The organism is Bradyrhizobium tropiciagri, from assembly GCF_018130545.1.
Classification (GTDB): Bacteria; Pseudomonadota; Alphaproteobacteria; order Rhizobiales; family Xanthobacteraceae; genus Bradyrhizobium; species Bradyrhizobium tropiciagri_A.
Window position 1 is genome coordinate 80,388 of the sequence record NZ_JAFCKF010000006.1, and the last position, 18,240, is coordinate 98,627.

An 18,240-nucleotide genomic window follows, 5' to 3' on the forward strand; every position below is an offset into this window, starting at 1 on the left:
CGGCTGCGGATTGACACGATCGCCGCGCATTCACGAGCGGCAATGCCGCGTCGATTGACGCGGACGGCGTCAGCCCGACAGGCCGTCAAAGCCCGATGACGACCATGCCGAAATGGCGCCCATGAGCGGCATCAGACAATGCAAGCGCGGCCTGCTCCAGCCCGTCGATCACAACATGCGGCAGAGCGATGTCGCCGGAGCGGCACCAATCGGCCAGACGGCCGAACCACTCGGCGCGCGCCTCCGGACTGTCGTCGGCGCTAAAGCCCCGGATGGTGATCTTCCGCAGCAGGATCTGGGTGGAGTCCAACACGACAGGCGCCACGCGCCCCATTCCGGCCGTGGCGAGCTGCCCCGACAGCGTCCCCGTGATCACGAAGCGGGCGTTCTCGCGCGCGACGGCTGCGGCGGCCTGCAACTGCTCGCCTCCGACATTGTCGAGGAAGACGTCGATGCCTTCGGGCGCCACCTCGCGCAATTGCGTGACGAAGGGCTTGTCGACGCCGCGGATTACCGCCGCGTCGTAGCCGAGCTCAGCAACCAGTCGATCCGCTTTCGCCGATGTGCCGGTGCTGCCGATCACGCGCCCCGCCCCCAGCAGGCGAGCGATCTGCCCTGCCATCGAGCCGATCGCCCCGGCGGCGCTCGACACGAACACGGTATCGCCGGCGCGAATCTGCACGCCTCGCGTCAGCGCCGCATAGGCAGTCCAGCCATGCCCCAGATAGCCGAGGTACCCGAGGGGATCGGGCAGCGGCCGATCCAGCCGGATGCACTGCGCGGCCGGAACAACGGCGTAGTCGCGCCAGCCGAACATGTGCTGCACCATGTCGCCCGGCGCCAGGCCGCCGGCAAGCGACGCCGTCACGACCTCGCCGATGGCCTCGCCGCGCAGGCCGTCGCCTACGCGCAGCGCGGGAAATGGAACCCCCGGCACATCCTCCGCACCCTGGCTCACCATCTGGCGGAGCGAAGCCGAGACCAGGAAGAAGCGATTGCGCACCAACACCTCGTCCGCGCCGGCCAGCCGCAGCGGCGCCTCCACCAGCTCGAAATGCTGCGGCCCCGGCAGCCCCTCTGGCCTGATCTTCAGCCTGACCTCGCGCGCGGTCTCCGTCACCATCATGGATATCCTTTGCTTCGCAGGTCGGATGAAATATGAGTACTTTGCTCACATTACTAACGAAGAGGCGCGCCTGACTACTCGCATTCCGAAACCGACGAGCGCGATGCGGAAAGCGCCGCGACAGGCCCGTTCGCGCGCCACCATCGAAATCATCCTCGAGACGGCGGCTCGCATTCTCGGCGAGCGCGGCTGGTCCGCGACGACCACCAATGCGGTTGCCGAGACGGCAGGCGTCAGCATCGGATCGCTGTATCAGTATTTCCCCAACAAGCTTGCGCTAGTCGAGGCGGTCCGGCGCCGTCATTTCGACGAAGTGCTGGTCGTGCTGCATGCGGCGACCGACGCCACGACGCCTCGCGTGCGCCGCATCGCCGCGTTTGTCGACGGCATGATCACGGTGCATCGTCGTTTTCCCGCCGCGCACCGCGTGCTGCTCGAGGAGTCTCCGCGCGACGCGGTCAGCGAGGCCACGCACCGCCGCTTCGAAACGGAATATCGCAGGGGGTGCGACGCATTCTTCGCGGCCAATGTCCGAGGCAACGCCGCCGTGGATATCGGGATCGCCGCTCAGGTCCTGGCTGCCGCCGTGGCGGGCGCCGTGCACGATGCGGCGCGGCTCGGATTGCTCGCCTCGCCGACGTTCAGATGGGAACTGATCGCGCTGGTCGAATCCAGCCTGACCAGACGACGCGCCACCGCCGACAGATGATCAACCGCGTTGGCGGCGCCATGCGCCGTCGGCGATGCAACGGCAGCAGCCCGAGCCGTTCACAACGCGATGGCGTTCTTCAAGCGCGACGTCGCTTGGTAGGCGGGCGACGCCAGATGCTCGGACAGCCATGGCCGCGCGCGCAGACCGCTGGCTTCGTGCACGCCGTCGAAGATCGCCATGTCGATCGAATGCGGATGGCCTGACAACGCGTAGACGGATCGCATTTCCGCGAACTTCTCTTCGCGCCCGAGCTCGATTGCGTTGGCGCCGTCGCGGCTGCCGATCTCGACGAACAGCGGACACGGGCAGAGCAAATACGCTAACTCCGCGCTGGCGTATTTGGCGCGGCTGTTGGCGAAATGGATGTAGGCCGCCAGTTCGATGCCGAGGTTCTTGCTGATCACGGATGACATCAGAAACTTCTTCTCGTCACGCATATATCCGGAGACAACGGTCGGCCGCATCCGCCCCGTCGCGGCTTCCAGATGTAGCGCAAGAAAGGCGCCCGAGGACACACCATAGACGCCGACATTCAGACCGGATGCTCCGGTCAGCTTCCGGCAGACGATTTCGCCGGCATCGATCGATGCGCACGACACGTTGTGGGCGGAAACGCCGTGCGATGCCAGCATCGCGGCGATGTTGTTCTGGCTTTCCTGATTTCCGATCTGGACGATGTAGGGACACCAGACGACATAGCCATCCTGGCACAGCTGTTTGCCGATCGCGTTCATGTAGTCCTTGTCGGCATCGTCGAAGCAGCGCTCCGGCGTGCTCGCCATGCCGTGACCGAGCAGGATCAATCCTTTGAACGCGCCGTCGGGGATCCCGAGACAGCCGCGCACCGGCACGCCGCATTCCAGATCGAACTCGACCTTGACGACCGAGAATCCGTCCGCGGTGCCGCGCCAGAGAATCCGGATCTCGTCGCCGGATGGCCGGTAAAGCCGCCGTCCCCGGAGAAGAGAGCGCATCTCGCGACGAATGTCCGATCCGGTCGCGACCGCGCGCAACTTTCCGCTTGCCGCGATATCGAAGAACGAGCGGCAGAACGTATCGTAGCCAAGTGCCGGCAGATCGACATTGGCACACGACCCCTGACAGTGACTCAGCGCCAGCGTGTTGCTGGCCACCGATGCGGGTCCAACCAGCGTCATCAACAATCCGGACAGCGCCCTGCGGCTGATCATCGGCTCCCCTCGAGCCCGCGATGGCTCGGCTGAATGACGGAGGTTACTGTCGCCACGAATTGCGCGGATACAAATTAAAGGATGTTCATGGTCGAACGAGCGCAAGCAATGTTGCAAACGAGTAACGCTGGCAGGCCGGACGCAGCGGCCGCCGATGCCGAATACGTTTCGAGACGCTTCGGAAATATGTCTGATCGTCACGACGATTCAATTTCGCCACACACGGCGATGATCGTCAGGCTAGCGTTAGGTTCCGATCATCAAGTCGACTATCAAGTTTTGGGCTTGATCTCGGTGACCTTGGCATCGGCGGCCTTCGGCGGATCGCCGAAATCGAGCTTCTTCTGGAAGCCGATCTGCAAGTTCAGCGCCCAGGGCTGAACCTCGTCGGGCCGGCGCACCTGCCGGACCGAGGCTCCGGCCGTGCCGATATATCCGTCACCGAAATCATGCGCGAAATCGAGCCCGGTGAGGAACGTCGTGCTGGTGGCGGCATCAACGTCCTGAACGGCAACAAGACCAACGTCTCGGCCATCCTGCCGATCAGCCTCAAGAACACCAACATCCTGTCCGGCATCCTCGGCGGAGGTCGTTCGCACGGCTGCGGCTGCAACTAAGTGCGCTTGTCGGGAGGGCACCGAGGCCCTCCCAACAGCTTCAGGCGAAAGCCGCTTGCATCCGCCTCGCCACGCGACCCATTCATCCACCCCCAACATCCCGGTAGCCTCGCCCCTTCCACGACTCCGGATCGCGTCACAGCGGTTGTCCGGCGCGCAAGTTCCCGTCATCATTCGGCGGGTCATGATCGTCCTGCGAGACCGGAATGGTTGCCAGTCCTGCGTTTGCCGAATTCCTGCGCGAACAACTCGCGCCGCTCGGCCGCCTCACGATGCGACGCATGTTCGGCAAGACCGGCGTATTCTGCGACGGCGTCATGCTCGGAATGATTACCGACAATACGTTCTACGTGCGGGTCGACGATCAGAACCGCGAGACCTTCAAGGAGGCCGCGACGAGCCCGCCGCTCAGCTACGCCAAGCAGGGCGCGACCATCGATCTTGCGTTCTGGCGGGTGCCGGAACGGCTGTTTGACGAACCCGACGAACTCGTCGTCTGGGCGCGGGCGGCACTGGCGGCCGCGCGCCGGGTCGCAGCCAGGCGAGCGAAACCCCTCACGCCTGCGCGAAAACCACGGAGAAAATCACAGGCAAGACCTGCGTAACACCGGGTTTCCCCGTGATGCGCCCGTGCGCCGCACCGGAATAGCCCGGACTCGTGGCCCGGATTGAATTGCTCTACGCAATATTTCCGGGGTCGATGGGTTTATCTGTTGGGCAACGCTTTTTTTGGAATGGCCGATGGCGAACGACCTGCATGAGCACCTGATCGAACTGGCCTATGAGGCCGCGGTCGTTCCCGAGCTGTGGCCGAACGTGCTGCATCAGGTCGGCGGGATCGCGAAAGCGCGCGGTATCGTGCTGCTGACGGCGGCCCCGCACGACGTCCGCTGGGTCGCCTCCCCCGACATGCACGACGACACCGTGGCCTATGTCGAAGGCGGCTGGCACGAGCGCAACGGGCGGCTGCCGCGCCTGCTCGCGGCCAACCATGCCGGCTTCCTGCGCGACATCGACGTATTTGCGACGCCCGAGGAGGTGCAGCAGGACTACCAGATCCGCGAATTCTTCCGCCCGCGCGGGTTAGGATGGGGCGCCGGCACCGCGATCCCGGTGCCGAGCGGCGAGGTGCTGATCTACAGCGTCGAGCGCGAATATCAACATGGGCCGATCGAGCGGGAAGCCATCGAGCAGCTCGATGCGCTGCGCCCGCATCTGGCCCGCGCGGCGCTGCTGTCGGCGCGGCTCGGAATGGAGCGCGCCAGGGCGGCAACCGAATCGCTTCAAATGCTCGGCCTGCCCGCAGCGGTGCTGCGGCGTGGCGGCCGTCTGATGGCGGCCAACACGCTGTTCGATCGTCTGGTGCCCGACGTGATGCAGGATCGCGCCGAGCGGCTGGCGCTGGCGACAGCTAACGCCGACACGCTGTTCGCCCAGGCGCTGGCCGCGCTCGAGCAAGGGCTCATCAGCACGGAGGTCCGCTCGGTGCCGATCGCGGCGCAAGACGATCGTCCGCCGTTGATCGTGCATCTGGTCCCGATCCAGGGCGCCGCGCGTGACCTGTTCGATCGCGCGCTGGCGATCGTGATCGTGACGCCGGTGGTGCCGGCCGAGGTGCCGACTGCGGAAGTCTTGCAGGGCCTGTTCGACCTGACGCCGGCGGAAGCCCGCGTCGCGCGCGGCATCGGCGAAGGCCGAACCGTCGACGCCATCGCCGCCGCCTTCGGCATCTCCCGCGAAACGGTGCGCAACCAGCTCAAGGCCGTGCTGGCGAAGACCGGGCTCGGCCGCCAGGTGGAGCTCGCCGGCCTGCTCGCCGGCACGAAGGTGCCGCCGGGGTCGTCCGTAGAATAGCGCGCTGCATTCAGGCTGCGTTCAGACGGGCCTTGAGGAATCCAGCAACTCGGCTGACCGCATCAGCGGTCATTGGATCGTCGTCCGCGAAATCGAAGCCGTGCGCCTTGCCCGGATATCTGACGATCTCCGCCGCGGCGCCGACCGACTTGCCGAGCCTGACAAGCTTCTCACCGCTGGCGAGCGGCACGTTGCGGTCGGCCTCGCCGTGCAACTCGATCAACGGCGGCAGGTGCTTGACCTCGGGCGCAATCTTGTCGGGCATGCCGCCATACAGCACGGCCAGCGCCGACACCCGCGCGTCGCGGGCCGCCGCGGCCGCTGCAACATAGCCGCCGAGCGAGAAGCCGAGCAGCCCGATCCGGCCCGAGCTGTCCGCGCCTGCCTGCACCGAGGTCAGCACGGACGAGACGCGTGCGGCCCAGGCATCGAACCGCTCGGCTTCATAGGGCGCGCGGCTCTCGCTCGTGTGCATCGTCGCAAGCGCCTGCTCGTCGGCCGGCGTGTAGTAACGAACGAAGTAGGCGTCGATGCCGTCCGCGGTCAGCGCATCGGCATAGCGCTGATAGGCCTGCGGCTTGAGATCGAAGCCGCGCAAGCCGTGCAGGACCAACACAGCCGGCCGCTTGCCCGTGCGCCCGGCGGCAAAATGGTTGAGCGTGATGCGGCCCTCGGCGGCATCGATGCTGAGCGTCTCGGCCGGCGCTGCCGCAAGCGCTGGCGATGCCGCCAGCAGGGCAAGGCTTCCAAGCAGGCTCCGTCGGCTGATGGCTGGCATCGAAACCTCGATTGGACCGCCCGGCCGGCGACCGGGTCGCGCCGCTATATCACGCCGGAGCGCACGCTCGATAGAGCGCTTAGGGCCGCCCTACGACGTTGCCGGTTGTGCCGGCCTCCTCGGGGCGATCGCAAAACGATCGCATGTTCAAATCGCGCCAGTTGCGCTAGTGATAGCTCCCTCCCTGCGCCAGCCGGCGCATGTCCAGTCAAATGAGTGTATCTGAATGGCCGAAGCCGACCTCGACGCCGTCATCCGGCAAACCGCAAGAGCGCAGACCAAGGCCGTGATGGCGGCCGCCAAGAAGCGCCAGGCCGTCTGGGTCGCGCGCGCCGCCAAGGCCACGGACAAGGACACCAAGGCGCGCTTCCGCCACCTCGCCAAGAGCACGATCCTGAACGCCACCGCGACCGCCAAGCGGTTGCAGAATTCGGCGGAGAATGCGGCCGACGCCTATGCCCGTGCGATGAAGAAAGCGATGGAAGAGCCGCCGCCGGTTACGGAATCCAAGAAGAAAGCCGAGAAGAAACCCGACAAGCAATCCGAGAAGAAGCCGGCGAAGAAGAAAAAGAACGCCTGAGAGGCAGCCCCGCATGCTCACCGTTCACCATCTCGGCAAGTCGCAATCGGAGCGGATCGTCTGGCTGTGCGAAGAGCTTGCGATCCCATATGAGCTGAAGTGCTATGCGCGAGACCCTGTGACGGTGCTCGCGCCGGCCGACTACAAGGCGCTGCACCCGATCGGCGCCGCGCCCGTCATCACCGACGGTGAGCTGGTGCTGGCCGAATCCGGTGCGGTCGTCGAGTACATCGTCGCCCGATACGGCAACGGACGGCTGACGCTGCAGCCGGATCATCCCGACTTCGCCCGGTTCCTGTACTGGTTTCACTTCGCCAACGGCACGCTGCAGGCACAGATGGGCCGAAGCATGATCCTGCATCGGCTGAACCTCGCAGCCGACAATCCGATGCTGGTGGCGACCAAAGCGCGTGTCGACCGCTCCTTCGACCTGATCGAGGCGCGGCTGCGCGACGCCGAATATCTCGCCGGCGACACGTTCACGACCGCCGATATCATGATCGGCTTCTCGCTGACCACGATGCGCTATTTCCTGCCCTACGACCTCGGCCGCTGCCCGAACATCAGGACCTATCTCGGCCGCATCGCGGCGCGCCCGGCCTATCAGCGCGCGATGCAGAAGGGCGATCCGGGCATGACACTGCTGCTGACGTGAGATCGTGATGCCGCGTTACGTCGCCCTGCTGCGCGCGGTCAATGTCGGCGGCACCGGCAAGCTGCCGATGACCGAGCTGAAGGCGATGTGCGTCGACGCGGGATTTGCCGACGTGCAGACCTATATCGCCAGCGGCAACGTCGTGTTCTCCTCGAAACTCGGTGCACCCAAGGTCAAGGCCGCGCTGGAAAAGCGGCTGCAGGCCTATGCCGGCAAGCCGGTCGGCGTCGTGGTGCGGAGCGCCGACGAGATCGCCGCGGTGCTGAAGGCCAATCCGTTTCCGAAAGCGCCGCCGAACTTCACGGTCGCGATCTTCCTCGACGAGCCGCCGCCCAAGGAGGCTCTCAAGGACGTCAAAGGACAGCAGGACGAGGAAATCCGGCTCGGCAAGCGTGAGATTTATGTCGTCTATGGCAGCGGCATGGGCCGCTCCAAGCTGAAGATCCCGGCCGCCGCCCGTGGCACCGCTCGCAATATCAACACGATCGCGAAGCTGGCTGAGCTGGTGGCGGGCGACTGATCGGAAGACCCGTCATCCTGAGGTGCGAGCCTCTTTGGCGAGCCTCGAAGGATGCACGGCCGCACTATGGCCGATTCATCCTTCGAGGCTCGCTCCGCTCGCGCCTCAGGATGACGGGTCGGGTGCTTCGACTCGCGGATGGGTACCTAGTTGCTAAGTCTCCCGCACCGCAAATCCCGCCGCGCCGAGCTTCGTCAGCACCTCTTCCAGATGCGCGCGGTCGCGGGTCTCGATCACGAGCTCGAGCAGCGTCGCCTTCGCCGGCAGGTCGGAGAAGGTGCGCTGGTGCGAGACCTCGATGATGTTGGCGCCGGCATCGGCAAGCAGGATCGACACCGCTGCGAGCTGGCCGGGCCGGTCGACGATATCGAGCGCCAGTTGCGTCAGCCGCCCCTCGCGCGCCAACTCGCGGGTCAGGACCGAGGCGATCAGCCTGGTGTCGATATTGCCGCCGGTCAGCACCAGGCCAACATTGCGGCCGGCAAAGCGCTCGGGTGCCGCGAGCACCGCCGCGAGGCCGGCAGCCCCGGCGCCTTCGACTACCGTCTTCTCGATCGAGATCAGGGTCGCGACCGCGCGCTCGATCTGGTCTTCGCTGACCAGCACGATGTCATCGACGAGATCGCGAACGATTTTCGTGGTGATCTGCCCGGGCGCCTTGACCGCAATGCCCTCGGCAAGCGTGTCGCCGCGCATCGGCAGCCGCTCACCTTTGACCGCATTGTACATCGACGGATAGAGCTGGGCCTGGACGCCGATGATCTGCACCGACGGCTTGATCGCCTTCGCGGCCGTGGCGATGCCCGAGATCAACCCGCCGCCGCCGATCGGCACCACTAGGATATCGAGCTCCGGCACCGCCTCGAGCATTTCGAGCCCGATCGTGCCTTGTCCCGCAATGATCAAGGGATCGTCGTAGGGATGGACCAGGATCAGGCCGCGCTCCGCAGCATGGGATCCGACGAACGCAAAACATTCTTCGAGCGTCTGCCCGGTGAGGATGACCTCGGCGCCGTGCCGTCTGGTGTTCTCGATCTTCACCATCGGCGTGCCTATCGGCATCACGATGGTGGCGGGAATGCCGAGCCGCTTGGCGTGATAGGCGACGCCCTGGGCGTGGTTGCCAGCGGACATCGCGATCACCCCTCGCTTGCGCTCGTCTGACGACAGCGCCTGCAGACGATTGAGCGCGCCTCGCTCCTTGAAGGTCGAGGTGAACTGCAAATTCTCGAACTTGAGGAACAGGCGGCAGCCGCAGATCTCACCCAGCGTACGGCTCTCGTTGCACGCCGCGACCATCACCGAATCCCGGATCACGCCGGCGGCGCGGCGCACGTCATCGAGGGTTACGGCGGGTGGATTGGAAGGATGCGGCATCGGCTTCGCTCAGGTCCGTTTCGTTAGACGGAACCTAGCGGGTTTCGGCGCCGAAAACGACCACGCTATCGTGCGGCCGACGCTGCCGGCTCCGGCCTGGCGGGCACCGCCAGCTGGGCCTCGTCGCATTTGGGGCACAGCAGCGCGGTGCGGAAATGCTTGTCGAGCGCAATGGTTCGCGTCCTGCCGCATTGGCAGCGCATCGGCTTATCCATGGGAGATCGGCCCGGGTTCGAGATGCAAGGAAAGCGTGCGCTTAGCTAGCCCGGTCCGGTTAACCCAATATGACTTGCAACCGGAAAACTAGAAAAAGCCCGCGCTGAGATCGAGGCCATAGCTTGCCCTGAGCACCGCGACGAACAGCACGGCGACGGCGAACAGCAGAACATGGCGGGCGATGTTGCTCCGAAGCGAATTGGCCGGAAACACACGTGCAATCGATTGAGCCAATGCAGTCATTTGCGACCTCCAGAGCTGCGTCCCGAAGGTAGGTCGCGCACAGGCCCGCGAGGTTCAACGCGGCTCGCGGAACGGGCGGCGGCGCGCCGACGCGCCCGATTCCGGATCACGTTGCACCCGGGCCCGGTTCCTGAAGCGGTGGCCGACCACGATCAGCGCGCCCTCGGCGCGAATCGCAGTCTCCTCCGACGGCGCAGGCGGCAGATTGTCTTGCGTCACCGCTTCCAGCGCGCGCAGGAACGCGCGGCCGGCCGGTGTGATCTCCCAGCCGTCGGCATCACGCAGCACATAGCCATTGCTGAAGATGTCGAGCTCGGGAACCCGCGACGCGAGACGCTTGACCCGCGAATGCCAATCGTCGCCGCTCGATGACAGGATGGCGAGGTCGTGCTTGAGGGAATCGAGTGCGGCTCTGCCGCTGACGTGACTGGCCAATATTTTTAGAATCGCAACCTGTATGCTCAACTCGACGCCTCGACCGCCACGGTTCTTTTTGTTCTGCGCAGCCGATCCGGAAATTATCGCGCTGACGACTCCGACGTCCAGTCGTCAGCGCCACTTATCCAGAACCCGGCGTGACGGTATGAACTTACGCCGCGCGCGATGAGCCGACGCGACGCTCCGGACGTTGCGACGACATCGATTCCTCCTCCATATCCTGCGGCGCGCCCCAAAATTCCTGCACGGTTGGGCCGTGCTTCAACCTCTTGTCGCGCAGGAAGCCGAGAATTTCGTGCGGCCAGACCCGGCGTCCCATCTGCGTGTACCAGCGCATCGCGTGACGCAGCCCGGCGTCACGATGAAACAGCACGCGCAGTAACGCCTTCGGCCGGCATTGCAGCACCACCTCGGTGAACTTGAACCAGAGCAGCACGCGCCATGGCGACATGTGCCGTGTCGCGAGCACCTGATGCTTGTAGTCCCAGAGCCTGCGGTCGGCCTGGATCACGCGCCGCTCTGCCGCAAGACGGAAATACGGCGTCCAGCGATGCGGCGTGACGTAGAGCATCTGGATCTGGTCAGGATCGTAGGACAACAACTGCCGCAGACCGCGCCAATGATCGCGATCGGTCTCCTCCTCGAAGCCGACCACCCAGGTCGCCATCGACAGGATCCCGTGCCGGCGCATCAGACGGATGGCCTCGCGGTCGATCGTCGTGGTGGCGCCCTTGCGGATCAGCTCAAGCGTCTTCTCGTCGGTGTTCTCCATCCCGAGCAGAAAACGTTGCCAGCCTGCCTTCTTGTAGAGATGCAGGATGTCGGCATCGCGCACGATGTCGTCGGCGCGGGTGGAGCCGACCAGGATCAGATCGACATTCTCCGCGATCAAGGCCTCAAGGAAGGTCCGCCAGGCCTTCTTCGAGACGGTTGGATTTTCATCGGCGAAATTGATCACCTTGACGCCGTGCTCGCGATTGAGCCGCGCCAATTCCTTTGCGAAGCGCACGGGATCGCGGTGCCGCCACCGGGTCCAGAAGCCGCGCTGGCCGCAATAATTGCAGAGATGCGGACAGCCGCGCGAGAACTGCACCACAACGGCGCGTAGGCCGCCCCAATAGCTGTAGCGCGCGTGATCGATCAATTCCCAGCCGACGCGATAGGCATCGAGGTCGCGGATGACGGGCGTGGGCGGCGTGACACGCGGCCCATCATCGCTGCGGAATGCGATGCCGTTGATGATGCGCAGATCGTCGCCGGTCGCCAGCGCCCGCATCAGCCGCCGCGCGGTCTCTTCGCCCTCGCCGCGCACGATCGCGGTGACGTAGCGCTCCTCGCGCAGGATGTCGCGCCAGTGATAAGTCGGAAACACCCCGCCATAGACGATCCGCACATGCGGCAGCGCCTTGACGATCGCCTGCGCGATTTCGGCGATGACGGGATGGCCCGAGGTCGAGCCGGAATGGCCGAACAGGACGGCATCCGGCGAAAAGCGCGATGCCTCCATCACGATGGCGTCCGTCGGCATCGGCCCGAACTCGGCATCGAGCAGCCGGACGTCGTGGCCGTCGTCGATCAGCGGACCGCCGATCGACAGCAGGCCGAGCGGCGGCAGATGGTCGTCCGGAATCCGGCTGCCGATCGCCGGATGCGGCACGTTGATGAGAAGAATACGCATGGATGATCGCTCCCGCTTTGGTTGGCGTGATCGGTCGTCCCCGCATCGTGTGGAAGAGAGCCCGGCCCCCCGGGCCGGGCTTTAGGAGAGGCGCAGCACAGCCTCTTTATTTGAGCACGCTCCTTTCGGAAAACCGCTTCGCGCTTTTCCGGATCATGCTCTAGAGATTCGGCACCTCCGCCGGCGCGATCGCGGTCAGCCCGCCGAAGCGGCGCTCGCGGCCATGGAAGGAGGCGAGTGCGTCGGCGAGGTCGTCGGCTTCGAATTCGGGCCACATCCGCTCGGTGAAGTGCAGCTCGGCATAGGCGCCTTCCCAGAGCAGGAAGTCCGACAGCCGCTTCTCGCCCGAGGTGCGGATGATCAGATCGACGTCACGCAGGCCGGCTTCGCCGGTGATCAGATCGGCAAAAGTCTCGCGGCTCAGCGGGCCTGCGCCGGCCACGCGCGCGGCGGCGTTCAGGATGGCGTCACGCGCCGAATAGTCGATCGCGATGCGCAGATGCAGCGTGGTGCCGGAGGCGGTCTCGACCTCGGCGCGCGTGATCGCGGCAGCGATGCCGTCGGGCAGCCGGTCGCGGCGGCCAATCACGGTGAGGCGGACACCGTTGCGCACCAGGGCTGCGATCTCGTTGGCGAGATAGAACCGCAACAGCCCCATCAGCGCCGCGACCTCGGCCTTCGGGCGGCGCCAATTGTCGCTGGAGAAAGCGTAGAGCGTCAGCGTGCCGACGCCGTGGTCCGGCGCGGCCTCGACGATGCGGCGGATCGCTTCGACGCCCGCTTCATGTCCGCGCAGCCGCGACAGGCCGCGCCGCGTCGCCCAGCGGCCGTTGCCGTCCATGATGATGCCGACATGGAGCCGTGTGGCCAGCTCCGGCTTGAGCGCGACGTTACTTTGCATCACAAAGTCTCCGGATAAAAAATGGAATAATCAAACTGGCTGAATGCCGAGACGTCCGGGCGCGCCGTCGTCCTTGCCGGCAGCCTTTTCAGCCCTGCCAGCGGCCTTCTCGGCCGTGCCGGCTGCCTTGGCTGCGTCGCGCACCAGCTGTTCGAGCACGGCGAGATAATCGAGGAAGCGACGGCGGCCGCTCTTGGTCAGGCGGCAGCTGGTGTGCGGGCGATTGCCTTCATAACCCTTGATGACATCGACCAGGCCGGCCTCCTGCAGCACCTGCAGATGCCGGCTGAGATTGCCGTCGGTCAAGCCGCAGAGCTGCTTGAGATCGGCAAAGGCGAGTCCCTTCGGATGCGCCATCAGCGAGGTCAACAGCCCGAGCCGCGCCTTCTCGTGGATGACGCGGTCGAGGCCATCATAGGCAAACGGCGCGGTGGTCACGTCAGTCTTCGGCATCATTGCCTCCGGAAGCGAAATACAACAGCGCGGCGAGCAGCAGCTGGCCGATCGCGAACGGCAGACCCATGGTCCAGGGCGACAGCGCATGGCTCTGGCTTGCGATCAGCAGCACCGTGAAGCCCGACAGAAAATACCAGGCGCCACCGAGCGCGATCGTGCGCGGCAGCAGGCGAACCGAGGCGAACACGCCGAGGCTGACCAGCACCTGCCAGAGGCCGGGCAGCATCCACAGCGTCTCCGGCGCGAATTTCCATTGCAGGATCGCGAGCAGCACGCCGGCGATGACAGCGGGAACGAACTGCTCGATCGCCTGCTGCACCATCGCGTCCGCGAGGCCGGAATGATGCCGCCGCGAGCGCGCCTGCATCTCGATCCAGATCAGCACGGCCGAGAGCAACGCGGCCGCGGCCCAGCCCGCGAGGAACGCAATCGGATGATTGGTGGGATCGTCGAGCCAGAGATATTGCGCAATCGCTGTGACCAGCGCGATGCCGCTGGTGGCCGCCACGGTCGCCGGGCCGTAGCCGCGAAACGCGGTTCCGGCCGCAATCTGGCTGCGGATCGCGAGAATATCGGCCAACGCCTTGTCGAGGTCGCGCATGATTCGCCCGCACTTTGTATTGCAAAGTATACGGGATCGCCAAGTAAAGGCAAGCGGCAAGGCACGGCGTGCCGATCGCGATGTTTAACAGCCGGTTACCGCACGGATTGCGGCGAAAGCGTGCTGTCTTACACCTTCACGAGGCTGGTAAAGCCGCCATAGATCATCCGCTTGACGTCGAACGGCACGTCGCCCGTCCCCATCGATTCCAGGCGCGGATCGGCCATCACCTTGGCATTGATCTTGTCGCGCTGGGCGCGCGACTTGTAGGTGATCCAGGCGAACACGACGGTCTCGCCGGCCTTCAGCTTCACGCTTTGCGGAAACGAGGTCAGCTTGCCCGGCTTGACGTCGTCAGCGACCCATTCTCGATAATCCAGCGCGCCATGTTCGCGCCAAACCTTGCCGGCCATCTTCGAGAGCTTGGCATAGGCTTTGAGTTTCTTCTTCGGCACGGCGACGACGAAACCATCGACGTAAGGCATTGGGCGATTCCTGCTGTTTGACTCCCCGTCATTGCGAGCGTCAGCGAAGCAACGACGCTCAGGAGCGACAGCAGGATGCCTGAACCGGTGCCGGTTGGTACTGGTCACGTAGCCGCACCCAATCCATCGGATAGGGCAAGCCCTCCTCGTGGCGGCCGAGCGGCGTCAGATCGAGATAGTGATAGGCGGCATTCATCATGTCGAGGCCACGCGCGAAGGTCGAGTAGGTGTGGAACACGCTGCCCTGCTCGTCGCGGAAGAACACGCTGATGCCGGGCAGCTCGGGGCCGTAGAGCGGGGTCGTTCCGTAATTGTATTTCGCGTCACCCGCAACGATCTGGCCTTGCGTGAACGACACGCCGTAATCGTAGTTGAACTCATTGGCGCCGGACGACACCCAGTCGAAGGTCCAGCCCATCCGCGTCTTGAACGCTTCGAGCTTGGCGAGCGGCGCGAGCGAGATCGCGACCATCGTGGTGTCGCGCGCGGCCAGATGCGGAACCATCCGCTCAAACCCGTCGACCCAGAACGAGCAGCTCTTGCACGCGGCGTCCCATTCCGGCGCGAACATCACGTGCTGCACGACGAGCTGCGGCCGGTCCTTGAAGAGATCGCCGAGCGTCACCTTGCCGCCCGGCCCGTCGAACACATAGTCCTTGTCGACCTTGACCCAGGGCAGCTCGCGACGTTGCCGGCTCACCGCTTCGCGGGCTTGCGTCAGTTCCTTCTCACTGATCATCAGCGCCTTGCGGGCGGCGATCCATTGTTCGCGTGAGACGATTGCGTGCTGAGACATGCGATGCTCCCTTGCAGGTCAGGCGTCGACATATTGTTCCAGATTGCCGAGGAATTCGGTCCAGCCGCGCTGGTGGTTGTCGCGGGCGGCCTCGTCGACGAACTGCGCGTGATGGAAGGTGAGCAAGGTGCCGCCGGCATCCGGCTTGATCGACACCGTCACCTCGGAGACGCGCTCCGGCGTCGAATGCCAGGCCCAGCTGAACACCAGTCTCTCGTTCGGCACCACCTCGCGATAGACGCCGCCGACCTCATGATACTCACCGTTCGAACCGGTGAACTTGATCCGGTAGTGTCCGCCGACGCGGACATCGAGCTCGGCGTCCGTGGTGCCGGGCTTGACCTGCCCGGGGCCGAACCACCGCGCTAGGTTTTCCGGCTCGGTCCACGCGGCGTAGACTTTTTCCGGCCGCGCGCGGAGCCGACGCGTGAGTGTGAGGCTGGGGCGCGCGGCGAGGCCGGCATCGGCGACTGCGGATTGGTTGGCCATGGGTCTTCCTCCACAAAAGCTGCAAGGCGATCGAGATTGTCGGACCAGAATTGCGCGTAGCGATTGAGCCAGTTCATCGCCTGCTCCATCGGCCTCGCGGTGAGTCGGCACGCCACCGTGCGGCCGGTCTTTTCGCGCGTGACGAGACCCGCATCGGTGAGCACGTCGAGGTGCTTCATGATCGCCGGCAGCGACATCGCGAATGGCTGCGCCAGCTCGCTCACCGACAGGCCGTCCTGCTCGCCGAGCCGCGCCAGCAGTGCGCGGCGGGTGGGGTCGGAAAGCGCTGCGAAGGTGCGGTCCAGCGTCTCGTCCTGATACTTAACCATATGGTTTAGTATAAGCGCAATCGGCGCGGCGTCAAGCGGAATGCTTCACGATCGCGTTAGACGGAACGCTGTGCGAGAACCAGTATTGATACGGCGGCAACCTGCGCCGTGCGGTGACGCCGGATTCTAATCGGGGTAGGCGTGCCGGTGCCGGCGATGATGGCGGCGCGGCGGCGGTGGCGGCGGCGGCTCGCGAAACAGGAAGCGCGGGTTCTCGCCACAGCTGAGATAGCGCCCGGACACGCTCGCCGAACACTGATCGTAGGTCTGGTAGGCGCATTCGCCGGGATAGCCGAGGCTCGGCCCCTGCGCGCACCAGGGATAGTCATACGGATCGGCGGACGCGGGCTTGATGCTCGCCGCACCGGCAAGCGCCATCGTCCCCAAAACAAGCATTGCCAATCGCGATATGCGCATGATCCGCCTCCTTCGATGCCGCAGCGAGCAAGAGCGCGGCATCTTAGGTAAGGTTCCTGAAGCTCATTTTATTCCGCGTCAAGACCCGGCAAAGGACCCGGCGTCTCCTGACGCGCGACGCCTACTCGACCTTGAGGCCGGCAAACTCGACCACCTTCTTCCACTTGTCGGTCTCGGCCTTGATGTCGTTGCCGAAGGCGTCCGGGGTCTGGATCAGCGAATCGCCACCGAGCTCGACCAGGCGCTTGCGCATATCCGGTTCAGCGAGAACCGCATTGATCTCGGTATTGAGCTTGGCGATCAGTTCCTTGGGCGTGTTCTTCGGCGCGCCCATGCCGAACAGCGCGCTCGCCTCGTAACCCTTCACTGTCTCGGCGATCGCCGGCACGTCGGGCAGCTGCGAGGAACGCTCGGTCGTCGTCACGCCGAGCGCGCGCAGCGAGCCGGAGCGGATGTGCTGGATGATCGAGGGCATGTTGTCGAAGATCACCTGCACCTGTCCACCGAGCATGTCGGTGATCGCAGGCGCGGCGCCGCGATACGGCACATGCTGCATCTTGCAGCCGGTCATCGACATGAACATCTCGCCGGACAGATGCACCGAGGTGCCGTTGCCGGACGAGGCCATGTTCACCTTGCCGGGATTGGCCTTCACATATTCGATGAACTCGGCGACGGTCTTGGCCGGCACGTCCTTGTTGACGGTCATCACGTTCGGCACGCGGTTGAAGGAGGCAACCGGCGCGACGTCGCGCACGAAGTTGAATTTCAGATTGGCGTAGAGCGAAGCGTTGATGTAGTTCGCCGGATTGACCAGCAGCACGGTGTAGCCGTCCGGCTCGGCGTTGATCGCAGCTTCGGTGCCGATATTGTTGCCGGCGCCCGGCTTGTTCTCGATCACGAATTGCTGGCCGAGCTTCTCCGACAACCGTTGCCCGATCAGGCGCGCGATGATGTCGGTGGCGCCGCCCGGCGGATAACCCACGATCCAGCGCACCGGCCGCGCCGGATAGTCGGCTGCGGACGCACGGCCGATCGCGAATGTCGAAATTCCCGACCCGATCAGGCCCAGCGCGGTGCGGCGTGAAATCATGAAGTTTCTCCCAATCCAGCAGGGTTTGGTGCCCTGCCCGTTTCTGTTGCGTTGCGTGCGGCGCGGTTTTAACAAACAATGTGTGAGGCGGCCAGTGCGACACGTGCGCCGCCGACCGCGACGAAAGACTAAGCTGCAATCTTGTTATGATGCGTTTTCTTCACGCGAACCGGTGGCCACTTCGCTCGAAAACGCTCTGGACCGAAGAGGATCGATCATGTCCGTCAAGGTGAATGGGCTCGACCATCTCGTGATCAACGTCAGCGATGTCGTGCGCTCGGTTGCCTGGTACAGCAGGATCCTCGGCATGGAGGTGAAGGTGTTCGATCCCGGCAAGGGCAAGACACCGCGCACCTCGCTGGTGTTCGGCAACCAGAAGATCAACGTGCGGCCGCGCGATGCCGACAAGGTGGACTGGTTCACCGCTGATCACGAAGCGGCCGGCAGCGACGACCTCTGCTTCCTCACATCGAGCACGCCTGATGAAGTGGTCGCGCATCTGAAGGCCAACGGCGTGAAGATCGAGGAGGGCCCGGTCGCCAAGCAGGGTGCGCGCGGCACGCTGCGCTCGGTCTATTGCCGTGATCCCGACGGCAGCCTGATCGAGATCTCGTCGTATGAGCGAGACGCAACCTAGCATCAGTGTGAGGCGGCGCCTGCGCGCCCGATCATAGCCGCCGAGAGCAGAC

24 protein-coding genes and 1 pseudogene are annotated in these 18,240 nt (G+C 64.9%); 7 read left to right on the top strand and 18 right to left on the bottom strand.

Translation table 11 applies throughout. The features are described 5' to 3' along the window. Positions 1-85: 85 nt before the first annotated feature. Complete coding sequence (locus JQ616_RS25505) at positions 86-1,123, bottom strand: MDR family NADP-dependent oxidoreductase (protein ID WP_212019308.1); 1,038 nt, start codon at positions 1,121-1,123, stop codon at positions 86-88. A 1-nt stretch (position 1,124) separates the two neighbouring features. Between JQ616_RS25505 and JQ616_RS25510 the strand changes: the two genes are divergently transcribed. Beyond that, positions 1,125-1,835, top strand: coding sequence for a TetR/AcrR family transcriptional regulator (locus tag JQ616_RS25510; RefSeq protein WP_212019310.1), 711 nt, complete (start codon positions 1,125-1,127; stop codon positions 1,833-1,835). A 59-nt stretch (positions 1,836-1,894) separates the two neighbouring features. Here the strand turns inward: JQ616_RS25510 and JQ616_RS25515 are convergent, their stop codons facing one another. Together JQ616_RS25515 and JQ616_RS25520 are read right to left on the bottom strand one after the other, a co-directional pair. Further along, a complete protein-coding gene (locus JQ616_RS25515) occupies positions 1,895-3,028 on the bottom strand; it encodes a hypothetical protein (protein WP_212019312.1) in 1,134 nt (377 codons plus the stop codon). A gap of 272 nt (positions 3,029-3,300) precedes the next feature. Next, positions 3,301-3,735, bottom strand: a complete 435-nt coding sequence (locus JQ616_RS25520) for a hypothetical protein (protein WP_212019314.1) — start codon at positions 3,733-3,735, stop codon at positions 3,301-3,303. Between the two features lie 116 nt (positions 3,736-3,851). Between JQ616_RS25520 and JQ616_RS25525 the strand changes: the two genes are divergently transcribed. Together JQ616_RS25525 and JQ616_RS25530 are read left to right on the top strand one after the other, a co-directional pair. After that, entirely contained in the window at positions 3,852-4,250 is a 399-nt protein-coding gene (locus JQ616_RS25525; RefSeq protein ID WP_212019316.1) for a TfoX/Sxy family protein, read from the top strand. A gap of 136 nt (positions 4,251-4,386) precedes the next feature. Further along, a complete protein-coding gene (locus tag JQ616_RS25530) occupies positions 4,387-5,499 on the top strand; it encodes a helix-turn-helix transcriptional regulator (RefSeq protein ID WP_212019318.1) in 1,113 nt (370 codons plus the stop codon). Positions 5,500-5,509: 10 nt separating this feature from the next. Here JQ616_RS25530 and JQ616_RS25535 read toward each other — a convergent pair whose 3' ends face one another. Beyond that, the gene (locus tag JQ616_RS25535) at positions 5,510-6,277 is read right to left on the bottom strand and encodes a dienelactone hydrolase family protein (RefSeq protein ID WP_212019320.1); all 768 of its coding nucleotides are present in this window, start codon (positions 6,275-6,277) and stop codon (positions 5,510-5,512) included. A 226-nt stretch (positions 6,278-6,503) separates the two neighbouring features. On the opposite strand from JQ616_RS25535, the gene JQ616_RS25540 reads away from it, so the two are divergent. From JQ616_RS25540 to JQ616_RS25550, 3 genes are read left to right on the top strand one after another with little or no spacing between them, the layout of a single operon-like run. After that, positions 6,504-6,857, top strand: coding sequence for a hypothetical protein (locus tag JQ616_RS25540; protein ID WP_212019322.1), 354 nt, complete (start codon positions 6,504-6,506; stop codon positions 6,855-6,857). A gap of 13 nt (positions 6,858-6,870) precedes the next feature. Next, positions 6,871-7,512: a glutathione S-transferase family protein gene (locus JQ616_RS25545; RefSeq protein ID WP_212019324.1), complete on the top strand. Its 642-nt coding sequence runs from the start codon at positions 6,871-6,873 to the stop codon at positions 7,510-7,512. Between the two features lie 7 nt (positions 7,513-7,519). Beyond that, complete coding sequence (locus JQ616_RS25550) at positions 7,520-8,032, top strand: DUF1697 domain-containing protein (RefSeq protein WP_212019326.1); 513 nt, start codon at positions 7,520-7,522, stop codon at positions 8,030-8,032. Between the two features lie 153 nt (positions 8,033-8,185). Here the strand turns inward: JQ616_RS25550 and JQ616_RS25555 are convergent, their stop codons facing one another. The 14 genes and pseudogenes from JQ616_RS25555 to JQ616_RS25620 form a co-directional block, all read right to left on the bottom strand. Next, the gene (locus JQ616_RS25555; RefSeq protein ID WP_212019328.1) at positions 8,186-9,409 is read right to left on the bottom strand and encodes a threonine ammonia-lyase; all 1,224 of its coding nucleotides are present in this window, start codon (positions 9,407-9,409) and stop codon (positions 8,186-8,188) included. Positions 9,410-9,474: 65 nt separating this feature from the next. Beyond that, positions 9,475-9,612, bottom strand: coding sequence for a hypothetical protein (locus tag JQ616_RS25560; RefSeq protein ID WP_212019330.1), 138 nt, complete (start codon positions 9,610-9,612; stop codon positions 9,475-9,477). A 100-nt stretch (positions 9,613-9,712) separates the two neighbouring features. Next, positions 9,713-9,868, bottom strand: coding sequence for a response regulator (locus JQ616_RS25565; RefSeq protein ID WP_249137273.1), 156 nt, complete (start codon positions 9,866-9,868; stop codon positions 9,713-9,715). Positions 9,869-9,922: 54 nt separating this feature from the next. Continuing rightward, positions 9,923-10,333, bottom strand: a complete 411-nt coding sequence (locus JQ616_RS25570) for an aminoacyl-tRNA deacylase (protein WP_249137274.1) — start codon at positions 10,331-10,333, stop codon at positions 9,923-9,925. A gap of 124 nt (positions 10,334-10,457) precedes the next feature. Continuing rightward, the gene (gene bchE, locus JQ616_RS25575) at positions 10,458-11,984 is read right to left on the bottom strand and encodes a magnesium-protoporphyrin IX monomethyl ester anaerobic oxidative cyclase (RefSeq protein WP_212019332.1); all 1,527 of its coding nucleotides are present in this window, start codon (positions 11,982-11,984) and stop codon (positions 10,458-10,460) included. 160 nt (positions 11,985-12,144) lie between these two features. Beyond that, complete coding sequence (locus JQ616_RS25580) at positions 12,145-12,885, bottom strand: di-trans,poly-cis-decaprenylcistransferase (RefSeq protein WP_212019334.1); 741 nt, start codon at positions 12,883-12,885, stop codon at positions 12,145-12,147. Between the two features lie 30 nt (positions 12,886-12,915). Then, positions 12,916-13,338, bottom strand: a complete 423-nt coding sequence (locus JQ616_RS25585; protein ID WP_212019335.1) for a transcriptional regulator — start codon at positions 13,336-13,338, stop codon at positions 12,916-12,918. Further along, entirely contained in the window at positions 13,325-13,942 is a 618-nt protein-coding gene (locus JQ616_RS25590) for a hypothetical protein (RefSeq protein ID WP_212019337.1), read from the bottom strand. The genes JQ616_RS25585 and JQ616_RS25590 overlap by 14 nt, the downstream gene beginning before the upstream one ends. A gap of 128 nt (positions 13,943-14,070) precedes the next feature. Beyond that, positions 14,071-14,427, bottom strand: coding sequence for a DUF1428 domain-containing protein (locus tag JQ616_RS25595; RefSeq protein ID WP_212019339.1), 357 nt, complete (start codon positions 14,425-14,427; stop codon positions 14,071-14,073). 58 nt (positions 14,428-14,485) lie between these two features. After that, positions 14,486-15,223, bottom strand: a complete 738-nt coding sequence (locus tag JQ616_RS25600) for a DUF899 domain-containing protein (protein ID WP_212019340.1) — start codon at positions 15,221-15,223, stop codon at positions 14,486-14,488. Positions 15,224-15,241: 18 nt separating this feature from the next. Continuing rightward, a pseudogene (locus tag JQ616_RS25605) lies at positions 15,242-15,604 on the bottom strand (SRPBCC family protein); the annotation flags it as partial. Continuing rightward, the gene (locus JQ616_RS25610) at positions 15,589-16,041 is read right to left on the bottom strand and encodes an ArsR/SmtB family transcription factor (RefSeq protein ID WP_212019342.1); all 453 of its coding nucleotides are present in this window, start codon (positions 16,039-16,041) and stop codon (positions 15,589-15,591) included. The gene JQ616_RS25610 and the pseudogene JQ616_RS25605, both read right to left, overlap by 16 nt. Before the next feature lie 126 nt (positions 16,042-16,167). Beyond that, complete coding sequence (locus tag JQ616_RS25615; protein WP_433996001.1) at positions 16,168-16,458, bottom strand: DUF3551 domain-containing protein; 291 nt, start codon at positions 16,456-16,458, stop codon at positions 16,168-16,170. A gap of 121 nt (positions 16,459-16,579) precedes the next feature. Next, positions 16,580-17,551 carry a Bug family tripartite tricarboxylate transporter substrate binding protein gene (locus JQ616_RS25620; protein WP_212019344.1) on the bottom strand — a complete coding sequence of 324 codons (972 nt, stop codon included), beginning with the start codon at positions 17,549-17,551 and terminating at the stop codon, positions 16,580-16,582. A 217-nt stretch (positions 17,552-17,768) separates the two neighbouring features. Between JQ616_RS25620 and JQ616_RS25625 the strand changes: the two genes are divergently transcribed. Next, positions 17,769-18,188 carry a VOC family protein gene (locus JQ616_RS25625; protein ID WP_212019346.1) on the top strand — a complete coding sequence of 140 codons (420 nt, stop codon included), beginning with the start codon at positions 17,769-17,771 and terminating at the stop codon, positions 18,186-18,188. Positions 18,189-18,240 lie beyond the last annotated feature (52 nt).